Here is a 23596-nt window from a genome sequence, read left to right on the forward strand (position 1 = left end):
CTCTTTTATGCCAAATTTCCTACATTCAGCATTTATGAAAAAGAAATGCCAAGTCTCCTGAGTTAGAAGAGGATTTCAATAATCACTTAATTCTGATGGAAAAGTTTTAGAATATTTAAATACACAATCCAGCGTTTTGGGACAACAATTCTTTCATCCCAATGATGGGTATAAAACGACACCCCCTGCTGCGGAACTACATACCTTAAATTAGTTACATGGTCTTTAATAGATATCTTCACTGTAGCAAAGTTTTTCTGTTTCACTGTTCCCCATGAAAAGAAATACAAACTACTTCTATCCGAAACTGTTTTACAATAGACTATAACGATTCAACACTTTTTTCACTGAAACCATAGAATTCAATATGAAAAAAAATATTTTAGCCTCCATTGTTATTGTCCTTTCGTGCGGATTAGCAGGTTGTTGGACAGTACAAAAAGGACAAAAATCAGGAGTGATCGTTAAAGTTGCCAAGGAAGGAAAATTTTGGGGAACATATGAAGGCGAAATGATTCTTGGAGGATTGGAAAATGCCAGTGGTGCAAGTGGCCGTGCATTCCACTTCACACTTGGCCAATTTAAATCAGATTTAGTAAAAAAAGCAGATTATGCCATGCAAAATAACAAACATGTCGTGATTAGCTATCATTGTGATGCTTATGCCCTCCCTTGGAGTGGTGAAACCAAATGTTTTGTCACCCAGATAAATGTACTGCCTGATAAATAATCCATTTAAAAAAATTGTTCTTCCTAAAGCAGCTTAATAAGTCTCGACGAACTTCAAGAAATATCTTACATCAATATAAGCAACTTCAGCCTTCCACTTCCAGCTGGGTTTGTTATACTGAATATTAACGAGGAATGACAAAGGATGTCTGAAACGGAATTTTTTAGCGTCATGGAAGATGCAACACCACACGGATGTGGTAGCTCCTCCTCGTTTTCAATAGCAACTTATCTTATTCTGTAAGAAAATATTTTGTTCAAACCAATCATTATCCCACTTTTAACTCTTTAAACTATTCCAGATTGATTCCATCAGAGACCCACAACCCAGTTATTATTCAATTATAAAAAGAAGCAACGAGTTTCATAAAAAAATCATGAATTTTAGTATACTATGAGATAAGGGTCATTCTTTGAATAGTGAGGGATAAATGATCAAGGGCTCTGAACTCTTAGTTGCCGCCTTGGAAAATGAGGGCGTCGAACACATATTTGGCATTCCAGGCGAAGAAAATCTTGATGTAGTTGAAGCCCTGAGGAATTCATCCATTAAACTGGTAATAACCAGGCACGAACAAGCGGCTGCATTTATGGCTGCAACTTATGGACGATTAACGGGTAAACCCGGTGTTTGTATCAGTACGCTAGGGCCTGGTGCATTAAATCTCACTACAGGAGCCGCTTATGCGCTTCTTGGGCATATGCCAATGATAATGATCACTGGCCAAAAAGGTGTTTTATCATCACGCCAAGCACGATTTCAAATGGTAAATACCGTCGCAACCATGCAGCCGCTAACAAAAATGTCACGGCAAATTGTATCACCGTCCATGATCCCCACTATTGTGCGGGAAGCATTTCACCTGGCTCAAGAAGAAACACCGGGACCGGTCCATTTAGAACTGCCTGAAGATATTGCGGCAGAGAAAACAAAGAACGTTGCGCTTATTCCTCCACATCCCATTGAATATCCTATCGCGTGTGACGAAGCAATCCAACGTGCAGCAAAAATGATTGAAGAAGCAAAACGTCCGCTGGTTATGCTTGGTGCGGCAGCTTCTCGTCCCAGAGCGACCAATGCTCTTGCTGAATTTATAACAAGAACAAAAATTCCTTACTTCACCACTCAAATGGGAAAAGGAACAGTATCTGGCGCAACAGAACTTTATATGGGAACTGCAGCACTTTCAGAACGAGATTATGTCCATGAAGCCATAGAACAAGCTGATCTCATTATCACGATAGGCCACAGTACGGTAGAGAAACCACCCTTTATTATGGGTCCCCATCTAAAAGTCATTCATGTGAACTACATACCGGCTACAGTGGAGCAGGTCTATTTTCCTCAAGCAGAAGTCATTGGCGATATGGGTCCCTCTTTGAAATTGTTGGCGGATAGGATTGAAGGAAAACTCCCAAATGCCGATGCACTTCTTTACCTACGAGAAGGCATCCTAAATAAAATAGCAGCACGTGCGACCGAGGATCGGTTTACACCGCAACGATTGGTTTATGATGTGCGGCAAGTCATGCCACGAGATGGCATTCTGGCTTTGGATAATGGAATGTATAAAATTTGGTTTGCCCGAAACTATCGGACTCAGGTGGCCAATACGATTCTTTTAGATAACGCACTTGCCACTATGGGTGCAGGTTTACCTTCGGCAATTATGGCCGCTCTCATGTATCCGGAACGGCGGGTCATGGCTATTTGTGGTGATGGTGGTTTTATGATGAACAGCCAAGAGTTAGAAACTGCTGTTCGACTTAAATTAAATTTAGTGGTTCTTGTACTTGAAGATCATGCTTTTGGCATGATTCGTTGGAAACAAGCAGTGGATCACTTTCCAGATTTTGGGATGACGTTTACCAATCCTGATTTTATCAAATATGCTGAATCGTATGGAGCAAAAGGCACCCGAGTTGACTCCATCGAGAACTTCCAACCCATTCTAGAAAATGCTTTTAATGAGGGTGGGATACATTTGGTGGTGTTCCCCATTGATTATTCTGAAAACAAACGTGTTCTCGTGGATGAATTACAACAACGCCTCCCACCAGAAAAAAAGAGACAAGCATGAAAAAAACACTTCAGGTGGTTCGCGCATTTGATCGAACATTCATTAAAGACATTCCCTCTGATGATGCACAAACACTTGCAGAAAAGCTCAATAAAGCAAGCTTACTTCACAAAAATAGACAGGGCTGGCTTCAGCCTCACGAACGGATGGCCATACTCCAACGCACTGCGTCATTATTATCTGCTGACCAAGATCGTTTTACGCAGTTAATTGCCCAGGAAGGAGGAAAACCATTTACAGATGCAGCAGTTGAAGTGACTCGCGCCATAGACGGACTCAAAAACGCTGCGGATGAATTACGCCATTTTGCCGGGAAAGAAATCCCGATGGGGCTCACACCCGCAAGTGAAAACCGCTGGGCCTTCACTATCAAAGAGCCGATTGGAGTGGTGGCTGCTATATCGGCTTTTAACCATCCCCTCAATCTCATTGTGCATCAAATCGCCCCAGCAATCGCGGTAGGATGTCCGGTGATTATCAAACCTGCGTCGTCAACCCCTTTATGCTGTCTGGAACTGGTCGATTTATTTCGCCAATCGGGACTTGCAGAAGCTTGGTGTCAAACACTAATTACAGAAGATAATGAACTGGCAGAGCGGCTTGCGACCGATAAACGTGTTGCATTCTTAAGTTTTATCGGCTCCGCAAAAGTTGGCTGGTACTTACGAAGCAAACTACCTCCAGGTACTCGTTGTGCTTTGGAACATGGCGGTGCCGCACCCGTAATTGTTGATCGCAGTGCGAATATCCCAACAACAGCAAAATCACTGGTCAAAGGGGGTTATTACCATGCAGGGCAAGTGTGTGTTTCTGTGCAACGGATCTTTGTTCATCAAGATATACTCGAATCTTTCCTGGATGATTTCGTCAAGCGAGTCAAAATACTTCACGTAGGTGATCCTCTTTTAAAAGAAACGGAGGTAGGACCGCTTATCCTTCCGCGAGAAACAGATCGCGTTTTGTCCTGGATAGATGAAGCGGTAGCAAAGGGCGCCCACTTATTTGGTGGAGGGCGTCTATCCGAAACAACTTTAATTCCCGCTGTATTGCTCAACCCGCCTTGGGATGTCAAAGTGTCCCACTTGGAAATATTCGGCCCAGTAACTTGTATTTATTCTTATGAAAATATGGGACAAGCAATAGATCATGCGAATTCATTACCTTTTGCTTTTCAAGCCAGCGTATTTTCTGAGGAATTGACTCCAGCACTGAAAGCTGCTGAATGTTTAGAAGCCTCTACTGTAGTCATTAATGATCATACTGCATTTCGTACCGATTGGATGCCTTTCGCCGGATTAAAACAATCGGGCTATGGGGTTGGGGGGATACCCTGGACTATGGAAGAGATGTCCCACGAAAAGATGATTGTTTTAAAAAAAGAGAGAAAAAATTAAATCGCTGCCCTGAACTTCTTTACTTTCCTGAGAAAATTTTTTTATCCTATTTTCTATTTCATAAATCGAATTTTGATTAAAAATTGTGACTCTATGTCTTAAATTAATATTGGAAAATAATAATTTTTTCAATCGGGTAATCGATTTTTAAAAAGCAAACTACACTATAGAGAGGGATTAAGAACCAAGTTATCGTTGGCCCATTTCAGAAAAGAGATAATCACATATTTCGCACAAGGGAGCTGTCATGAAAAATTTAATCATGTGTTTTTTTATTTTAAGTGCATCTCTTAGTGTTGCTGCAACTCAAACAGATCTGAAATCAAAATGGGTTTGCACCACCAATGCAAGTAAAAGCGATGACTATAAAGAAAGCGTCGCGGACGATAAGATGGGGCATACCCAGAATTCCGCAAAGCAATCTTTTGCTTTTGCCGCCGAACATTGCCGTGATTGCACCAAAATAACCTGTGAAGCGACAAACAACTATTAGGATGATTGCATATTATCATGAATCGAACATTCAAATGGATAGTAGATATTTACACCAATTGGCGCGATGATCGTATCGCAAGTCTTGCAGCTGCACTTGCCTATTACACTTTATTTGCCCTCGCCCCCATTCTTCTAATTTGTATCACGGTAGCAGGTGCTTTCTTGGGAGAGGAAGCCGCACGTCATCAAATAGTTACGCAAATTTCTACCATTATAGGGAAACAGGTTGCCTTGCAAGTTCAAGATATAATTAAAAATGCGAGCATTCCAACGACGGCTTTTTATGTGCAAATTGTCAGTATATTTATTTTACTATTTAGTGCTTCAGGTATTTTTAGCGAAATTCAGGCTGGATTAAATATTATTTGGGGTGTTAAAGCCAATCCTAATGCCTCACGTTTTTCTTTTATTACAAGTCGTATCTTATCCTTTGCGATGGTGCTTATCTCCGCTTTTCTATTATTAATTTCACTGGTGATTACTTCTATGCTCGCAGCATTAAGCAGTCGTCTTCGATACTTTGTAGGAGTAGATATCTTTTCTGAACTACTCCTCAGTTACTTTATATCTTTTGTCGTGGCCACTTTTCTTTTTGCTTTAATGTTTAAACATTTACCTGATGTAAAACTCAAATGGAATAATGTATGGGTTGGTGCATTAAGTACCTCTTTATTATTTATTCTCGGTAAAATCGTCATTGGGTTCTATCTGCACCATGCCCATATTGCTAATATTTTTGGTGCTGCAGGTTCCTTAATCATTCTTTTGATTTGGATATATTACTCCGCGCAAATTTTTTTCCTAGGCGCAGAAATTACCAAGATTTACTCGACAAAAAAAAGGATAACCATTACACCCGTTCGAAATGCAAAACAAAAATCAGAAAAATAGGAATTATCCCATATCAAAAATAAGCTTTTAGTGTATTTAAAGAATTGGGAACATAAAAAACATTTTTTCAAATCAAAATAAATTCATAAATTTTGCTAAAATCATTTATTTTTAAGTGATGTTCCAAATGCCTAAAACTCTTTTTATTAGAAATTCCTTTTTTGGAATGAAATTTCAAGATGAATTTTCCGAGGAAAATATATTTACCGATGATTGCAAAATTACACAGAGATTTATCATCTTAACTAATCACCCCTTTCTCACTATTCTTTAATTCTCGATTATCATTATGTCCTTCTGTTTTAGATAAGGTATAAATAATTAAGTTGGGATTGTCCTATCAACTGCTGGCTACAGTAAGTTTCTTTAAAAGCTGATGGCTAATTAAGTTTATGATATTCTCATCTAATAGCTATCCATAATTAGATTTTAGATCATGATAAATAAAGTAAATTTAGAAAAATATCCGGCGCTTCTCTCTTTTTTAAATGCCAGCGATCCCATTGAACAAGAATTACTTTCAAGAAACTTAAAAAATGAATATGAAATCGCTAACATTCATTATACACCTATGCAATTAACAGTTATTTTCGGTGATGTAACTCATGTAAAAGCTCTTTTAAAAACAAATTTCTATATTGAATTTAATAAATGTCTGGTATTAGAACTGGCTGCAAAATGCGGTCAACTTGATATTCTAACATTATTAATGAACTCAGGGTGGGAAAAATACATTGTTGAAAATATAATTGCTATATTGAATGCTGCTATAAAAGGCAGAAAACCTGAAAGTGTCAGATTTCTCCTTGGTTTAAGTATGGACCACTTATTCTATGGGTATGGAGAGGAATTACTAAATAACGCCATTAAATGTGGTGATACTGAGATTATCCAGTTACTACTTAATTGCCCAACTATCGCAGAGGAACTAAACGCAAGAGTGTTGAGTTGTGCCGCAGATAGTGGGCGTCTGGATGTTTTAGAAATACTTCTTCATTACAAAAGAGCTCAAGAGCAAATTGCATCAGAGGATAATCGTGCACTTATAGTAGCCTCCGCAGCAGGTCATCTGGAAATTGTCAAATATTTGCTAAGTTATGAAATGGTGGCAATGGATATAACTGCCAAAGACAATGAGGCGTTAGAGAAAGCCGCAAAAGGTGGTTTCCTTGATGTGGTAAAATTTTTACTGACTTATCAAACCGTACAGGATCATCTCACTGCACAAAATAATGCGGTATTGAGAGCGGCAATAAGCACTAACCAGATTAGGGTAGTTCAGCATTTACTAGGATATAAAAGCGTCAGGAACACTGTAGCTGCAAATCCCAGCCTCATACTAGATGAGGCTAGACTAAGGAATTATCACAAGGTAATTCTGTTACTATTATCATGCTCCGATGTATTTTTTTATGCAGATTTACATGAAAACATTTATGGCAATCACCTTGATCGGTTTATAAAAGAGACATTACAATTATTACATGCTCGACATGATGCTTTTAAGCAAGCACATCCAAATGGCATATTTAATCTGGATTCAGAAGATGAGATTGTCACTTTATCTCATGTTATTAATAGGTTAATTCGTAAAAATAATCCAGATTTCGCTAAGGAGATGCATTTTTTATTACAAATTCCTTCTCTTAATAAACTAGATTACCACGACACTAAGCTACGACTTTCAATATCATCCGAGAACAAACACGCGGCGAACTTAACATTTAAAATTAATCCATCTGTTGCCAGAGAGTATAATCAGACAAGGCCTGATTCAAAAATTAACTTGACGGATTTTCTTCGCTTTCTACTTAACTCATCCAAAAATTCCACTGATGTTTCTTGTACAGTTGAACTTGAAGAGTCTGAAAGTTATCCCGTTTTAAACAAGAAGGTACCGGGTAAAAAATCGATAGCATTCCAATTTTTCCCTAAAGAAATAACTCCTGAAACCACTTCTTTTGGAGTAAGGGCTTTAGAGACAGAATCGGAAATGTCACCCGCTTCAAAAAGCATAAACCCATGAAAGGTATTAAAAATCAAATAATGATAGGTTCTGGGAAGCGATACTCAGATAAACTCCCTCATATCGGCTGAGGGCTTTTATAGTATTTGACTATTTTATCTACCATCCAGCCGTTATCAGGGAAAGTGGTTCCTGGAACCTCCCAAATTCCTGTTGCAAAAGCACCGGCGCCCCATAAAATGGCGAACACGTGGGCATCAGCGGCTTCTTTTAATTGCTTGGAATTCTGATGTGCCCAATTAAAATTGTTTAAATTCAAACATTGAATGGCATTTTTACCTGCACACAAGCCATATCCAAGGGGTAGATTATTTATCTCAAGATTCAACCAAGAGGCTACATGGCTTAAATTCAATTGTAAGTTTGGATCTCCAAAAAAATATACAGGGGCGGATCCAGCTTCATGCGATTCAAGAATAGGTTCATCTTGTGTGGGAATATGAGCAGCGGGTATCTGCCATAGCATGGCAGGAATATAACTTCTGCCAGCTTGCTTGCCTAAGCCTTCACTAATTTTTTTGGTCATCGTTAAAAAATTATGCCAAGCAGCATCATTGTAAAATGTTGCTTGGTTCACGAGTAAACCAGGAAATTTACTGCTGTAATCATCAGCGCCATATCTATCAAAGTAAATAAAATCAGGTTTGTACTTGCCTGTAAATAATTCGAAGCTTTTCAAATCGGCCAATACCCGATCCACAAAAGGCTGTACCGCAGTTGGTCCTTGATGAATCCACCAGCCTCCTTCTGGAACTGCAGAAATATTTTCATGAATACCAAGAGCAACATGAGGACCAAAGTGCTTGGCCATCCAATTCTGGGCTTGTAACCACCCGTTGAAATTATCTGAAAAATCAGGAATATTATAACTCTGTTCTGTGGAACTACATACCGACAACACATAATCGTTCACGCAATTTGAGAAAGCTTGACCCGCTGTATAATTGTCAGTCTTTGACTTGAGCCATTTTAAAAGCTCGCTGGGGTTTCCTTGAACTTCTACCGGTTTATTGTCCCAGCCATAAGTACAATTGGGGGTATTTACTGGATTAAAATCAATTTTTTGGTTCATCATGCAAAAAGCATTGTTTGCTGCTTGCTGGACAGGAATATTTAAAGTCTTGACTGCTTCTATTCGATTGGTATTGCCCAGATAACCTAACATATCCGGATTTAATAAGACCGTTCCATAGGTTCCTGTATTACTCCATGCATTATCTTCCAAGGTCTTTGATAAGAACATCAAATTAAAGAAGTGTTTCGTCAGATCGCCAAGTTGGGTCACACTATCAGTATTCCATCCGCCACTGAGCTGCCAACCATATTCAACTAAAACAGGATTTACGGCATGGCCAGTATTGATTTTTATATTTTTAGCCATGTTTAACATGTTCCAAATTTTATAAGGGGTTTCAATTTTCCCAGGATCCCCATCACCCCCTGCACCATTATAAGTAAATACCGAATCAACGCGTATGTTGGTCGGTTCTTGAAGAGCCCCATTCGTTATCGTTCCCATGGCTAAATAGTTTGGCCAACCAGCAATTATCGGATTATTTTGGGTTTGACCCTGGGAATAAGTGGCGTGGATTAAGGTCGTTAGAATTAAAAAATGAAAGATTACTTTTTTCATAAATGCCTTTCTATAGATATGGATACAAAGGAAACAGCAAACCAATGATTGATCAATTTTGCCCAGATTATACTATAATTATCCATTTGATCCAAAATCCAACATCAAATAAACAGTTAATTTTTTAGATTGACTATTATTTTTTTTGATAATCTCTGATACATTAAATTGCTTTTTGGTGATATGAAAAAGTACTTTAATGAGTGATGTATTTTTTTAAGGATGAAAAAATTGTTTAAGAACAAATATGGATTTGCATTAGCTTTTTTAGGATTAAGCTCTATCTCTATTCCCCCTTGTATCGCGGCAGCATCCCCCATAAAAAAAACCACAGTCTGGAAAGATCAAATTGAAAAAAACAGGGATTGGTTTTCAATGAATTGGCGACCTGTTTTGACGGTTTTATTAGGAGCGGCATTCAGTGATAATGTAGGGAATTCACAATTTATTCCTCTTATTGATCCAATCCAGGATGAATTTTTTGATTATAAGGCGCATGACAAGGACCAATCAAAATTTATCTGGGGGGTGTCTCTTGGAATGGAAATTTTACTTAACCCAAATTGGTATTTACAAACAGGTTTTAGCTATTATCAACCTATGGATTTTTATGCCCAGGGGTTTGTAACCCAAGGTGCAGATGCATTATCAACAGATACATTTTCATACCAGTACGAGATGCAGGCGCATCAAGTATTATTTGAAAACAAACTTCTATACAACTGGATGTATCAGTCCCTGGTGTTCCATCCCTACCTTTCAGGAGGAATCGGAGTCAGCTCCAATACTGCAAAAGATTATCATGTCAATATTGTTCCGCCCTTTAGTACTTTCAGTAATGAATTTACAAATAAGACCCGAACTTCTTTCTCTTACCGAGTGGGAGCAGGCATTGATTATGAACTGACAAACCATGTCCGCTTAGGAGTGGGCTATCGATTCTCAGATTTTGGTAAAGTGGCGCTTGGCAATGCCACAATTGACCAAGTACCCACTTTGAACCATTTATCACAATCGCATTTGTATACTAACGAGGTATTAGGGCAAATAACTTTCGTAGCCTAAAAGATAAAAACCAAATTAGTATGGGGGTATCTTGATAGGTACAAATTTTACTTCTAATACTTCATTTAAGGTACATGCCAGGTTAGGGGAGCTTGAACACTTACCCCAACTGTCTTTCGAATTGAATTTTGTATATGAATTAAAGGTTGTGCTTCTTGAGTAGCTTATTTGTATTTGACTATCAAAGGATGAATAATGAAATATAAATATCATTTGTACTCGGTGGGTTTGTGGGGAATATTTTCCTCTATAACCTGTTATGCATTGCCCTTCCACATTACTCCCTTGGGTAAGCTGCCAACGACTGTACCTAAAGGGTCCAGCGTGAATGCTACCTACACAGTAACCAACAATACTTTAAGCACGCGCCTGAATAATTTTGTGAAGTGGTTTCCATCTAATGTGACACAAGTACTTGAGCCAACCGATGCAACTGTTTGCCCTCTTTTTTTTAATTTAGGACCTCATGGCTCTATCAATCAAAGTTGTACTTTAAAGTTAAAAATATCTGGCGCGGTCAATCGTGATGATCCGAACCCTCACAACCATTTATTTGTTTGCTTCCCAGGAGGTAAAACCTGTGCTGGACCATCCATCGTAGATTCATTAAATGTATCTGTATCCAATGCACCGCCTGAAAGCCAACTTTCGGTTTTAGTAGGTGCCTATACAAATACAAATGCTTTGGCGCCTCTGGTTTATACCAGCAATAATAATGGCGCTACATGGCCCAAGGCCGTTTTACCATCGATTGCAGGTCTAACGAATCAATCGGCACTTATCGCCACCTCCTGTGTAGGCCCCTTATGTACTGCTGTCGGTAGAACTCGCACAAATAATGGTCTGTCAACCTTGACTTATTCTAGTTCAGATGGAGGAGCTACATGGTCTGCACCGAATGTACTGCCTCGAACCGGGCCACTGGTTGGAAGCGACGATTCCTTTATTATTGCTGTAAGTTGTGTCAAAAATAATTGTGTCAGTGGTGGCGCTTTCGAGAATAATACGGGAATGACCTTCCCACTAAGCTATACCAGTTCCGATAATGGCATCACTTGGTCTGCACCGAATGTTCCCTCTATAGCAGGACTTCCAGCTGGTAATCATGGTTCCGCCATCGGTTCAATTAGTTGTGCGGGAACTTTTTGCTCTGCGGTAGGATTCTATGATGATGTAACCAATGATACGCAACCTTTGAGTTATTTTAGTAACAATAACGGAGTAACATGGTCTGAGGCAATCCTACCAAGTACCGCTAATTATCCGGTTGGATATGTAAGTGGCGCTAAGTTGATGAGTGTAAGTTGTGTCGGGACCAAATGCAGTGCTGTAGGTATCATCCATGACCCTATAAATTTTGTAAAAACAACACCTATGAGTTATACCAGTGCCAATGGGGGGCAGTCTTGGTCTTTAGTGAAGCTTCTTTCAACAAATGGCTTACCTCCCGGCAATCAAGGTGCATTTTTGAATAGTGTTAGTTGTACTGGGACTTTTTGTACCGCGGTAGGATATTACACAACCAACACCGACAAACAGCTACCTGTGGCCTATTTTAGTGCAGATAATGGAGTGACATGGTCATTACCTATCATTCCACCGGTGAACGACATACCTTCGGGTTTTGTCAATGCTCAATTAACCGGAGTATCCTGTAAAGATAATATATGTGCCGCTGCGGGAAGTTATTTAGACATTATGAGTAATTTCTTTCCTTTAACTTATCAAAGTTTAGATAACGGACGGACTTGGAAATTATTTCTCCCAAGTATTACAACCATTCCCGGGGCCACATCAGCTGTTACTTTCAGTATTGGTGGTTCAGAAAGTGGTTTTTTCCGGACTTAACAATACATTGGCTATCTTAGTGGGCTTTTAGCCCACTAGTTCCTCATAAACAATACCCCAAGCCCATTTATCAGTTAATTTATGAATTGTATGATTTTAATTTAGATTAAAGGCAAAACTTGTGATAAATAGGACCTAGTATTTATTTTTCTTCCAGAGATGTCATTTCGACTCACTGTAATTAAATAAATCTTCCTTGTCATTTAAAGAAGAACATTTGAGTCCTTTATGAAGAAACTCATTTATTTTAAAAAAAATTATCGTTTATCTGCAAAAACTGCATCCCTAAATATTGTCAAAAATAAATGGTTTTGTTTTGTTTTACTCACTTTTTCCATTCATTATTCCTGGGCAGAACATTGCTATGACACAGTAATTATTGGAGCAGGCGTCGCTGGCCTAACCGCAGCAAAACAATTACATGATGCACAACAAGATGTATTGGTTTTAGAAGCAAAAAATCGTCTTGGAGGCAGAGTGTATACCAATTATAGCTGGGGGTTTGCCACCGATCTTGGTGCTGCATGGATTCATGGTATTGAACATAACCCGCTTTTGTCCTTGATAAAAAATGAGACGGTGGTACTCAATAGTTATAATAACTCAGAACCTATAGAAATGTTAAAAGACTTTGCCTTGTATGATACCGATGGATCCCCGCTGGATAAAAACGAATTAGAATTATTTTCCAGTATGGCTCAGGAATTTATACGCTACAGTAAAACCCAGAACGCGATGAATTCCATAGCTCTAAACTTTGCCAAGTTTGTCAATAAAAAAGGGTTAACCGAGATCCAAAGTAGTTTACTGTATTATGCTTTAGATAATATTTACACTTATGAGTTCGCTGAAAATTTAAATAAGTTATCACGAAATATCTTTTCTGCTTATGATGGCTCAACTGCCACAGGTAAAAATGCGCTCATCACTGAAGGCTATATTCAACTCTTCAAGGACTTTTCGCAGAACGTTCCTATTTATTTAAACCAAATTGTCAGTGAAATTAGTTACCAAAAAGATAACGTGAAGGTATCCACACAAACCGACTCTTATTGCGCCAAGAAGATAATCATTACTGTTCCTCTTGGGGTTCTCAAATCAAATAAAATTGAATTCCATCCTGCCCTCCCCAAATATAAAATGAATGCAATTAAAAAGTTAAAAATGGGCAATTATGAAAAGCTGTATTTACTCTTTGAAAGGGTCTTTTGGGATAAAAATAAAGAATGGATCGGTATGATACCTAAAAACAAGGATGAAGCATTCAATATATTTAACTATTATAAATATACCAAAAAGCCTGTCCTAATCCTGTTTACCAGTGGGGAACTAGCACGCGAGATGGATAAGAATAGCCATTTGGTCGACTGGGCAATGCATCAATTAAAAACCATTTATGGGGAAAGCATCCCAAACCCAATTAAAATAAAACGAACACATTGGTATCGAGATCCATTTACTCTTGGCAGTTATTCTTATTTACCTATTCATGTGGATAAAAAGGTCATTGCTGATTTAGCGAAACCTGTAGCAGAAAAACTTTATTTTGCTGGGGAAGCAACCTCAATAACCGATCCGAGTACAGTCCATGGGGCTTACTTGACTGGAATAAGAGCTGCTCATGAAGTATTAAATGGAAATAAAAAAATGTCTAGATGATTCTAAATATAGCCCATGCATTTAAAAAATGTTTTTCAATGGATCTCTCCATAAATTGAAAAACATTTTATGAATCTAATACTACATGCAAAAACCAGTATTTTCATACTCAGGCTCATCAAATAGAGCTTCTGAATCCGGATAACGGGATAAAAAGTCTATGCCTTTCTTGACTTCTTTTAATTGCTCATCACCAATATACCGTGCATCGACATAGATACTGTAGGCTGCAACTGCCAATGCAAGTGCGGATAAAATGGTCATACCCACACCCAAAAGCGCCATACCTAGGGGACCAGTACATACAGCAGCGCCAAATAAAACAATGCCTAAAGCGCCTACAGAGGCAAGCATCGAATTGGTAAATATGTTAAGCCCACAAAAAAAATTTTGTAATGTCTTTTCTTGTTGAAGTTTTTGTTTTAGAAATTCCAGCTGGTTATTTAAACTTCGATAAGAGACATTGGGATTAAAGGATGAGTCATTTACGGTTTGGTAGATGACCCCTGCAATTTGTCCATATAACTCATCAATCTCTTTGATATCCGCTATGGCTTTTAACTCAGATAGACTTGTTGTAATTCTCGTTGTATGGGCCTTTAATCTTAATAATGCGAGGTATTTTTCCGTTTCCCATTCCCTAACCTCTTGGGATTTAAGTTTATCATCAAAAAATTTTTCTAACTGAGTGTCAGAAAATCTGGGAAAGTAAATTCGAGTGAAAAATAACATAATATCAATTCTGCGTGTTTAAAGTTTAAACGTATTATAAAAACTTTATGTATTTTTTCAAGTAATTGCCTCAATTTTTTCCTAATAATTTTTAAATTTGATTACTTATTGAATATTACAAAGTCAAAAGGATCTCGTTATTTCCAACAAGAATCAGTCATACCCAAATAAATTTATTTTTTTACAAAAAGTATTTTTTAATTATAATGTGGGCAGATTTTTTAATTTCAGGATTAATCCCATGGCTAAAAACACGCTTTTTAATTTTATATCACGTGCTGATAACACGATTCAGCTACCCTCAGAATATCAATTGGCACTCGACTCCAATAGAGAACATCGTGATTACTACCGGATTGAATGCCCTAAGATAAATAATTTTATTCTGAAGAGTAAAGAAGATGAATATATGTTGGACAACCATCACGTGAGTATTTATGAGAATGAAAATCGTGAAAATCCTAATCTAAGCCAATACCATTACACGGCTGAATTTATTAATCTTCAAGGTGAACGATTTCGGTTGCATGTATATTTTAACAGCTTTGATGTGATGCTTCCAAATATCAGTTTTGAAAAAAAATCCTTAGTGGGTTATCAAAAAGTAGAAAAAACGGAGTTGGAGGATCAACTCATTGTTTTAGCGCTTCAACATACAAAACCTTTAATGCAAAGTCTGAGACAGCAGCATAATGAGAGGATTAAAACACTGGAAGCTCAATATCATGTGTGTGAAGAGCAACTTTCAGAATTTTTCGGCTCGAAAGAAAATCATGTCGCTGAAGAATTGATGTTGGCTGAAAGAGCCTGCAGCATATTGGGGGAACTGACCCCTCTTGTTCGTTCTCCCAATTATCAAAAGTTATTACGCTTTCATCAAATATCGGCTCGTGCCCTCCACGAATATCAATTACTAGAGGTCTCCTCTCCCAACCCTTCCGAAGCCGAGCATAGAAAATCTGAAGTGGATAGATCATTCGATGCAGCAATAAATGAGAGCGATTCAATTCACTCACAAGAGATAGAAGTCATAGAAGAAATCGCCAAAGCTCCGACCCTGCAAGAGCCAAGTACTCCACCTAAAGAAAAAATGGTAGAGAATATCGCCCAGACACAGGCAGATACTTCTTCCACAAACCCTAAAGCGCCCAGACAGAACAAATTATATCGGGAGCTTCAGTTATTAAACCTTCAATTAGAAAAAATTTCCAAGGAGTCTGAAAAGGTTCAAGCTAAAGAGTTAGAGTCGCTATTAGCAAAAACTTATGAAATCAGTTTGACTTTTGAACGTCAGATGAAGCCCAAGGACTTACAACAGTTACAAAGAATCCGCCAGGGAATCCATAAAGTTGGCGCAAGTTTATTGACCAGTTTGCTGTTTCATAATCAATTCGATTTAGCGGCTTCATTAACTTCATTTCACCATCTGTTACGCGCTGAAAAATACCTAAACGTGGCATTGCAAACGAGAAATTCCGGCTTATTGGATTTTATTTTGCAATATGGAGATATCGATGTGAACCATCAAGAAGTGACTGTTCGCAAAAAGCAATATCAATCGATGGTACACGCTTGTTTTTATGAAGATAGACCAAATCAATCCACGAACGAGTGTCTCTCCATTCTCATCAAGCATGGAGCATCACTTTTAATACCCAATGATAAAGGACTTCCATTGGCATATAGCATTCTCGCTGCGGAAGCACATCCTTTGTGTAAAGCATTATTTATGAATCGCGACAAGACCGTTGAATCCATTGATTTTATTAAAAATTTATTGCGCTTATTGAAGGCCTCATCCCACCGGGAAGATTTAAATGCTGAAGAAGCTCAAACAATTCACAAAGAAATTGATAGTTTAACTGTCCAGTTAAATGGCTTGCAAAATGCTCAATTAGAAAATCCCGGCTCTCGCTATTTAATGAAACAAATGCATCATTTAGAAGAAAAATTTCAAGGATCTTTTATCAGTAAGTTGAAGAAAGATCCTGAAATCGTTGCTTTGAACAGAGAATTACAAAAAGAAGTGGGTCTACTAAATCAAAAAACGACCAAAGCACAGCAAAGGCGTGGAAGAATGATTGTGGCAAATAATATGGAGCATTTAAATAAAATATTAGACAACATCGATCTATCGGATTTAGATTTTGATTCTTTAAAGAAAAGCACATTAGAGAATTTAAGGAGTACGTTACAATTAGTTCATAAAAAATCACGTCTCATTGATGTTCAGCAGGAAATAACGCGTTTTCCTCTTCACAGTGCAAGAGGAAATAAACGATATCGAGATAATTTAAAAGAGCAAGAAGAATTAATAAAAGAAATAAAGGAACTGGAAGCGAAAAATTCTATGTTCATGGACTATAAAGCGATGGGAGAAACCCTTCACGACCTTGAATTAATCAATAAAACCATGGAATCTTTCAAAGACATGGGCAGTTTACTGACTCAGTTTTCCAGTTTGTTTTCCTCTATTAAAGAGACAACCGACACTTCCTCACCAAGCAATTCGAAGTCTGAAGAGGAAGAAGATGAAGACATCGATTTGAATGTATTAGGAAAAGAGTTAAAAGATCTTTTAAGTACTTTTGGAAAAAAATTATAATGTGCTAATCTTCATCTTGGCAACTCAGCGTAAACCATTGTTTTATATTTAGAGTTTACGCTACTGCCAAGATTTTTTAGGGAATCGCGAAATGCCAATCCATCGCCTGAGACAATCTTTCAAGCATGATTTCGCCGCGAATGCTGTTACCCTTAGCATTGACCCTTGGGCTTAAAACCACCACCCCAGCTTTTCCAGGTACTACAGCAATAGTATAACCCGATACTCCGCTTTTCGCAGGCATGCCGGTTTTTACCATATGTGTCCCTGTTTCATCATACAAACCACAAGTAGCCATAATGGCTAAGGTAATTTTACAAGTTTCTGTTGAAATAATTTGTTGATTGCTGTTGGGATCCCGGCCAGCATTTGCCAGCAGTAGTGGCAAATAAAGCATTTGCTCTAACATGGCCTCATAGGAACACAATGCAAAATATAAATCCAGGGTTTCATGTACATCCGTTTCCAGGTTGTTTCTGCTTTTCAATAGATAGGCAAGTGCCCGGTTACGATCCCCCGTTCTTTTTTCGGAGGCAAAAACCAAAGGATTAATGCTTAATTTCTGATTAAATAATTTTTGCGTCCAATGCTCTAACCAACCAAATTGCTGCTCCCCTTTTCCTGGGATGTGAGAGCATAAAGTGATCGCTCCCGCATTGAGCATAGGGTTTGAAGGCTTGGGACCGAATTGTTCGAGACGGGTGATTGATGCAAAATCATCACCAGATGGCTCTACTTTAACCCATTCAAATACCTGTTCTGCACCAAATTCTTCGAGCAATCCAATTAAGGGGATCATTTTGGACGTGCTTTGCAGGGTCACTGGAAGCAAGGGATGATTACTGTAAGATAGCAATTGCTCACCCAGGGGGTGCACAGCAATGGCTGTCATTTCTGGATTTACATTAGCTAATTCTGGAATATAATTTGCAGTTTTACCCTCTTGATTTAACTCTGCGGTATGAACCAAATTCTCTAACAAATTGTTTGTAAGCAATAATGACATACACTTCTTAAACTGAAAAAAACAAACATTATGATAAATTTAGCACATTAAAACAAATAAATTTTCAGAAAGAGCAAAGTGAAGACCTATTAATTACCAATTGAACCAAAACATTGAGTGGGATGAATGTAGTGGCCAATGAGTTATAAAATGTTGAATAAAGTCACGCTGATCCCTTTTTTCCTTTAGACTTTTTATCCATACGTATAGCGTTTTATTCTTTACATATGGGGGTGCAAAAGTTTCCTGATGAAATTGAAGATTCCATCTTTTTACTCAATTATCTCTGTCCCAAATGATTACTTCTTTGTGCTAAAATCAAAAAAAACAATAAATAAAATATTTTTTAATTAATTTGGATTTTTTTCATTATTTTAGATAAAGAGGTTTCATGGATACTACAAAAATAACCTGCCCCACTTGTGGAAAACCTAATACTTGGCATTCCGATAACCCATTCAAACCTTTTTGCTGCGATAGATGTAAACTGATTGATTTAGGGGAATGGGCAAGCGAATCACGAAAAATTCCGGGAAATACACTGGATCCGGACCTCAAAATTGCCACACAAAATGAAGCAGATGCGTCGTAAACAAAAAATATTAAAGACTGATGTGTTTTAGGATTCGAGTGAATTTTTCGGATAGATTTTCACTTTAATAATTTTGGTTGGGGTTGCTTTTTCAATTTGAGCATGAAACTCAGGAAATTCAATATGTTCACCCACTTTCGGTAAATAACCTAAACGACGAACGAATAAAGCATTTAAAATATCAACATCATCCTCGACATCAATTTCTTGATCGATTGCCTGTTCTAAAAAATAAATAGAACAATTTCCAGATGCGGTGATGCTTCCATCCTGATTTAAAATCCAGTCCGTTTTGGTTCGATGAAACTCATCTTTTATTCGCCCAATCATGACTTGTAGCAAATTATCAAGAGTGACAAATCCCAAGATAGTTCCGTTGCCGCTGTATACCACAGCAAAATGGGACGTACCTTCCCGAAACTTGTTTAATAAGTCCAAAGCGGGCATTCGACGTGATATTTTTAAAACCGGTCTGAGTAGGGATTGGATTTCTTTAATTTGACCCTTTTGGTAAAAATGGGGCAACAAATCTTTAACATGGATAATCCCTATTACATCTTTTTTATCCGGATCAAAAACTGGATAACGGGAATAGCGATGCTCCATAATCATATCAATAATTTCGGATATGGGTTTATTGATGTAGATCATGATCATTTCTTCACTAAATCGCATCACTTCAGTGACTTTCAAATCAGCTAAATCCAGGGTGTGCTCAATAATTTCAACCTCCTCTTCCGTAAGTTCCCCATGTAGGTGGCTTGCACTTAACAGAAGTTTAATTTCCTCGGTTGAATAAAAATATTCTGTCTGATGCACTTCATCAAGACGAAATACTTTTAAAAGAAAATTAGAACATGTATTGAGCACCCATATGGCGGGATACATCAGCCAAAAAAAGGCATAAAGCGGCAGCGCAGTCCAAACCGAGACTTTTTCTGACTGGCGGACAGCAAGTGATTTTGGCATTAACTCACCAACAACGATATGAAGAAAAGAAATAAAGGTAAATGCAGCAAAGAAAGAAATAACTGTGATTAATTGGGTCGATTCAATACCGATGAAACTTAAAAAAGGTCTTAGTAGTTCAGCAAAAGCAGGTTCCCCAATCCAGCCCAATCCCAGTGAGGCAATTGTAATACCCAGTTGGCAGGCTGATAAATAGGCATCCAAATGCTGGTGTACCGTAACAAGAATTTTTCCTCGAAGACCATAATTTTTCTTGATTGCTTCAACCCGTGTGGCACGAAGTTTCACCATACCAAATTCAGCTGCTACAAAAAAAGCATTGAGGAAAACCAACAGGAAAGCTAATAAAACCTGTAAAAGTGAGATCACCTTATTATTCCTTAATGAGAACCTCTGTCTTTACTGGTGTTTGTGTTTATACAGGGATTTTTCCCAAGCTTGCTCTTCAGCATTCTTTTCAAAAATTTCTTTATCTGATTGTTCAGGACCAGTATTTTCTATTTTATTCTCATTTTGTATGGTGGGTTTCTTTTGATTTTTCATTTTATTAACACGTTCTACTGCATGGGGTTGAGGATTAATGTAGGTTTTCATATCAGTCCTTTTTCAATATTTAGCTTACTTATAAGTATAGTCCTTCCAAATAAAATGTAAGATTCCTGAAAACGAGTTGACCTCTTACCCTCTATGAAGAGAGAACACCAAAGCTTATCTAATTAATTGGTTCGAGGCGCTCGGCTGTTGTAAGCTGCAACGCGTGCACCCCATTCCAAAAGATTTTTATTACAATCGTCTTTATCTAAAATGACCTCAATAAAGCATAAGGCATCCGTTTTTTTGGCTTCTGCTATTGCATCGAGCAAAGCTTGATGTGTAGGCGCTCTAAAGGCACGAGCATTGACTTGTTCTCCATTGAAAACATCTACCAAATCGGCATAACGCCAATTGTTGATCACATTATAGGGTCCATCATGAATTTGCACCTCAATGGTATAGGAAGCATTATTCATTAAAAAAATGATGGGTTTAAATCCATAACGAATCAGCGTGGAAAGTTCTTGTGCGCTCATCTGAAAAGAACCATCCCCTATTAAAGCGATGACACGTTTTTTATTGTGGAGCGCTGCTTGCATGCCGAGAAGTGCCCCGACTGACCATCCTATTGATCCATACTGCATCTGAATTTCAAATGGGCAATTTTCGGGTAAAGTAAGACGCATGCCATTAAACCATGAGTCTCCTGTCTCTGCTAAAATGCCATAGTTACTGCTGAGCAGTTTCTGTATTTGTCCGAATAAAAATCTCGTTGTCAATGGTGAATTTAAATCGTCGGGCTCATGATATAAAGGTGCCGATCCAGCGATTCGTTTATATGCTTTAACTGAAGCATCATTGAATTTTAATTTATCTTTCAAACCATTCAAAAATTCATTCATGTAAACTTCAGTATAAACTTTACCTGCGATGCAAACACTGCCATCTGCAATGACAATCATTTTCTTAGGCTGGATATTACACACATGACCAACCGTTGTATAATCATTAAAGTTAGGGCCTATAAAAAAATAAAGATCACTCGATTCAACGATTTCGCCACATCCTGGAGAACTAACAGGTCCCCAATAGATCCCAATGTAATTAGGATGTTGCTCAGAAACGAAGCCTTTTGCATCAGGCATTGCGGCTAACGCATAACCAGAAGATTGACTTAACGATTCAATCATCGCAGTTGCCTCACAAGGACGAGATTTACTCCCTGTTATTAACACAGGTTTTACTGCATGATTAAGCTTTTCGGCAGCCTCTTCAATCGCAGCGGAAAGCGAGGACGTATCACTGAGTCGTTTCACATTGAGTGCGCGCTGGGTGGGTGGAGAGACACTAAGCCCTGCAATGTTACAGGCGATTTCAAGATAGACAGGTTTTTTCTTATCAAGCGCAATTGCTATTGCCGAATCAATTTGCATGGGCGCATCACTTGCCCTGTGTATGAAGACACTGTGGGCTGTAATTTTTGCAAAAATTTCACGGACATAACTGTAATTTTCATTGGCCAATGTATGATGTAAAATTTCGGCATCTTGAACCGAATTTGTATTGGGACCTCCAGAGATGACAATGATGGGTAAGTTTTCAGCATATGCCCCTGCAATTGCGTTGACAGCACTTAACCCTCCCACACTATAAGTAACCACAAGAGCAGAAACGCCTTTGATGCGTGCATATCCATCTGCGGCATAACCAGCATTCAACTCGTTACAGCAATTGATCATTTTGAGAGAGGTATTTTTTAATAATTCATCCAGTAAACCAAGATTATAATCACCTGGTATTGCGAAGTAGTCATTAATTCCTAGGTCTTGAAGGCGTTGTGCCAGATAAGTTCCTACTGTGGCCATCGGGAGTCCTTTCTTTATCACACAATAGCGGATAATTTTATTATGGCAGTGGGTTGTTGTTTCTTCAAGGAATCTTTGCCCTGGCTGGGATACAAAATTTCTGAATTTGACCCTTGCAACGACTTCATAGGGGTTCAAAAATATTTACATTTAATGTCAAATGTTCATTCTACTTGTACGTCCTTCTTTTCAGAATCTGTAAATCCATTTTATAGTCTTAATTTCTGCGACATTCATAAGGAATTAACCACCATGCTTTCATTTAAAAAAATAATTTCTCTTTTATTAATTCTCTTTTTTAGTATCCATTCCTACAGCCAGGGACGAAAAGATCCCGGGCAAATTTTAGTAAGTTATTTGTCCTTGGGAAATTTTTCCAAAGAGACCGCAGAATTGGTATTAAAAAAAATGCCTCCACTGGATAGACTTTCAGCGAATTTCGAGGTGACTCTTTATAAAATCAAGTATCAAACACCAGCTCCTGATGGGCAGATGACTATAGCATCTGGTCTTGTGGCTGTGCCCCAAGTGAGCAATCCCATAGGCATTGTCAGTTACCAGCATGGTACACGATTCAATCGCGAGGATGCTCCTTCCAGAATGAAGGAGGGGGATTCTGTTTATCCTGCTTTGTTTGCAAGTCATGGAGGATTTGTAACGGTAATGCCTGATTACCTAGGATTAGGTGATAATGAGTTGCCAATTCATCCTTATGTACAATATGAAACTCTGGCCAGCAGTAGTGTGGATATGCTTTTAGCTGCAAAAGAACTTGCAAAAATTATCGATATACCCCTAAACGGGCAACTTTACATAGGAGGTTATTCAGAAGGAGGATTCTCTTCTTTGGTCCTGTTTGAATTGTTATCCCAATACGACAAAGAGATACCCATTTCTGGAGTTGCTTTAGGTTCTGCACCTTACGACTGGGATGAAACCATGAGATTTATTATGTTAGATCCTGGGCCAAGGGCATCTGCATATTTGGCTTATTTTTTCTATTCGCTGCAAACCTACAAACATTACTGGTCCGATTTAACTCAAATTTTTGTCAGCCCTTATAATGACCTTATCCCAGAATTATTTGATGGCCGTCACTCCACTAAAGAAATATTGAATTTTCTACCACAAAATCCAGCATTAATATTTAAACCAGAATTTTTTGAAGCAATCCTCAATCATACAGAGAGGAACTCGGAAAATCTTAAAAACTATTTCAACCACTATGATTTTTCTCCTAGTGCACCTTTACTGCTTGTCGGGACTAAAGGAGATAAAGATGTTCCTTATCATGGCGCTGAACTCGCCTACGAGCAGTTTAAAAGACATCGGGATGACGTCACCCTTTTATCCGTTAGTGATACATTAGATCATAGAGACGCAGGTCCCTATATTTTTTTAGAAATGTTGCAATTTTTTAAAAAGATTCAGGAGAATGAAGGTCACTATTAAGACAGAGACAAACGGCATAG

Annotated in this window: 18 protein-coding genes; 12 read left to right on the forward strand and 6 right to left on the reverse strand. The window is 38.2% G+C overall.

Going from position 1 to position 23596, the window contains the following annotated elements; genetic code table 11:
- The first annotated feature begins 367 nt into the window (after window positions 1–367).
- The 6 genes from BU07_RS0104990 to BU07_RS0105015 all read left to right on the forward strand — a co-directional run bounded on the left by BU07_RS0104990 (window position 368) and on the right by BU07_RS0105015 (window position 7616).
- On the forward strand, window positions 368–730 hold the full coding sequence (locus BU07_RS0104990; protein WP_031563999.1) for a hypothetical protein: 363 nt from the start codon (window positions 368–370) through the stop codon (window positions 728–730).
- A 430-nt stretch (window positions 731–1160) separates the two neighbouring features.
- Window positions 1161–2810: an acetolactate synthase large subunit gene (locus BU07_RS0104995; RefSeq protein WP_031564000.1), complete on the forward strand. Its 1650-nt coding sequence runs from the start codon at window positions 1161–1163 to the stop codon at window positions 2808–2810.
- Window positions 2807–4204, forward strand: a complete 1398-nt coding sequence (locus tag BU07_RS0105000) for an aldehyde dehydrogenase family protein (RefSeq protein ID WP_031564001.1) — start codon at window positions 2807–2809, stop codon at window positions 4202–4204. Before BU07_RS0104995 ends, BU07_RS0105000 begins: the two co-directional genes overlap by 4 nt.
- A 247-nt stretch (window positions 4205–4451) precedes the next feature.
- Window positions 4452–4697 (forward strand): hypothetical protein, encoded by a 246-nt coding sequence (locus tag BU07_RS0105005; protein WP_031564002.1) that lies wholly within the window; start codon window positions 4452–4454, stop codon window positions 4695–4697.
- 17 nt (window positions 4698–4714) lie between these two features.
- Entirely contained in the window at window positions 4715–5590 is an 876-nt protein-coding gene (locus BU07_RS0105010; protein ID WP_031564003.1) for a YihY/virulence factor BrkB family protein, read from the forward strand.
- 436 nt (window positions 5591–6026) lie between these two features.
- The gene (locus BU07_RS0105015) at window positions 6027–7616 is read left to right on the forward strand and encodes an ankyrin repeat domain-containing protein (protein ID WP_031564004.1); all 1590 of its coding nucleotides are present in this window, start codon (window positions 6027–6029) and stop codon (window positions 7614–7616) included.
- A 58-nt stretch (window positions 7617–7674) separates the two neighbouring features.
- Here the strand turns inward: BU07_RS0105015 and BU07_RS0105020 are convergent, their stop codons facing one another.
- Window positions 7675–9249: a hypothetical protein gene (locus tag BU07_RS0105020; RefSeq protein ID WP_031564005.1), complete on the reverse strand. Its 1575-nt coding sequence runs from the start codon at window positions 9247–9249 to the stop codon at window positions 7675–7677.
- A gap of 222 nt (window positions 9250–9471) precedes the next feature.
- Here BU07_RS0105020 and BU07_RS0105025 point away from each other — a divergent pair, with 222 nt between their 5' ends.
- The 3 genes from BU07_RS0105025 to BU07_RS0105035 all read left to right on the forward strand — a co-directional run bounded on the left by BU07_RS0105025 (window position 9472) and on the right by BU07_RS0105035 (window position 13821).
- A complete protein-coding gene (locus BU07_RS0105025; RefSeq protein ID WP_051635469.1) occupies window positions 9472–10314 on the forward strand; it encodes an outer membrane beta-barrel protein in 843 nt (280 codons plus the stop codon).
- Between the two features lie 195 nt (window positions 10315–10509).
- A complete protein-coding gene (locus BU07_RS0105030; RefSeq protein ID WP_031564007.1) occupies window positions 10510–12162 on the forward strand; it encodes a sialidase family protein in 1653 nt (550 codons plus the stop codon).
- A 228-nt stretch (window positions 12163–12390) separates the two neighbouring features.
- Window positions 12391–13821, forward strand: coding sequence for an FAD-dependent oxidoreductase (locus tag BU07_RS0105035; protein ID WP_031564008.1), 1431 nt, complete (start codon window positions 12391–12393; stop codon window positions 13819–13821).
- An 81-nt stretch (window positions 13822–13902) separates the two neighbouring features.
- Here the strand turns inward: BU07_RS0105035 and BU07_RS0105040 are convergent, their stop codons facing one another.
- The gene (locus BU07_RS0105040; protein WP_051635470.1) at window positions 13903–14553 is read right to left on the reverse strand and encodes a hypothetical protein; all 651 of its coding nucleotides are present in this window, start codon (window positions 14551–14553) and stop codon (window positions 13903–13905) included.
- Window positions 14554–14794: 241 nt separating this feature from the next.
- On the opposite strand from BU07_RS0105040, the gene BU07_RS0105045 reads away from it, so the two are divergent.
- On the forward strand, window positions 14795–17158 hold the full coding sequence (locus BU07_RS0105045) for a hypothetical protein (protein WP_051635471.1): 2364 nt from the start codon (window positions 14795–14797) through the stop codon (window positions 17156–17158).
- A gap of 76 nt (window positions 17159–17234) precedes the next feature.
- On the opposite strand, the gene glsA is transcribed toward BU07_RS0105045, so the two are convergent.
- Entirely contained in the window at window positions 17235–18164 is a 930-nt protein-coding gene (gene glsA / locus BU07_RS0105050) for a glutaminase A (RefSeq protein ID WP_031564011.1), read from the reverse strand.
- A 391-nt stretch (window positions 18165–18555) separates the two neighbouring features.
- Between glsA and yacG the strand changes: the two genes are divergently transcribed.
- Window positions 18556–18756 carry a DNA gyrase inhibitor YacG gene (gene yacG, locus BU07_RS0105055; RefSeq protein ID WP_031564012.1) on the forward strand — a complete coding sequence of 67 codons (201 nt, stop codon included), beginning with the start codon at window positions 18556–18558 and terminating at the stop codon, window positions 18754–18756.
- Between the two features lie 27 nt (window positions 18757–18783).
- Here the strand turns inward: yacG and BU07_RS0105060 are convergent, their stop codons facing one another.
- The 3 genes from BU07_RS0105060 to BU07_RS0105070 all read right to left on the reverse strand — a co-directional run bounded on the left by BU07_RS0105060 (window position 18784) and on the right by BU07_RS0105070 (window position 22124).
- Window positions 18784–20094, reverse strand: a complete 1311-nt coding sequence (locus BU07_RS0105060) for a hemolysin family protein (RefSeq protein WP_031564013.1) — start codon at window positions 20092–20094, stop codon at window positions 18784–18786.
- Window positions 20095–20124: 30 nt separating this feature from the next.
- Window positions 20125–20319, reverse strand: coding sequence for a hypothetical protein (locus tag BU07_RS0105065; RefSeq protein ID WP_031564014.1), 195 nt, complete (start codon window positions 20317–20319; stop codon window positions 20125–20127).
- Between the two features lie 122 nt (window positions 20320–20441).
- Window positions 20442–22124: a thiamine pyrophosphate-binding protein gene (locus BU07_RS0105070; protein ID WP_031564015.1), complete on the reverse strand. Its 1683-nt coding sequence runs from the start codon at window positions 22122–22124 to the stop codon at window positions 20442–20444.
- 252 nt (window positions 22125–22376) lie between these two features.
- On the opposite strand from BU07_RS0105070, the gene BU07_RS0105075 reads away from it, so the two are divergent.
- A complete protein-coding gene (locus tag BU07_RS0105075) occupies window positions 22377–23576 on the forward strand; it encodes an alpha/beta hydrolase family protein (RefSeq protein ID WP_031564016.1) in 1200 nt (399 codons plus the stop codon).
- Window positions 23577–23596: the final 20 nt, after the last annotated feature.

It is taken from the genome of Legionella wadsworthii DSM 21896 = ATCC 33877, assembly GCF_000701265.1.
Classification (GTDB): domain Bacteria; phylum Pseudomonadota; class Gammaproteobacteria; order Legionellales; family Legionellaceae; genus Legionella; species Legionella wadsworthii.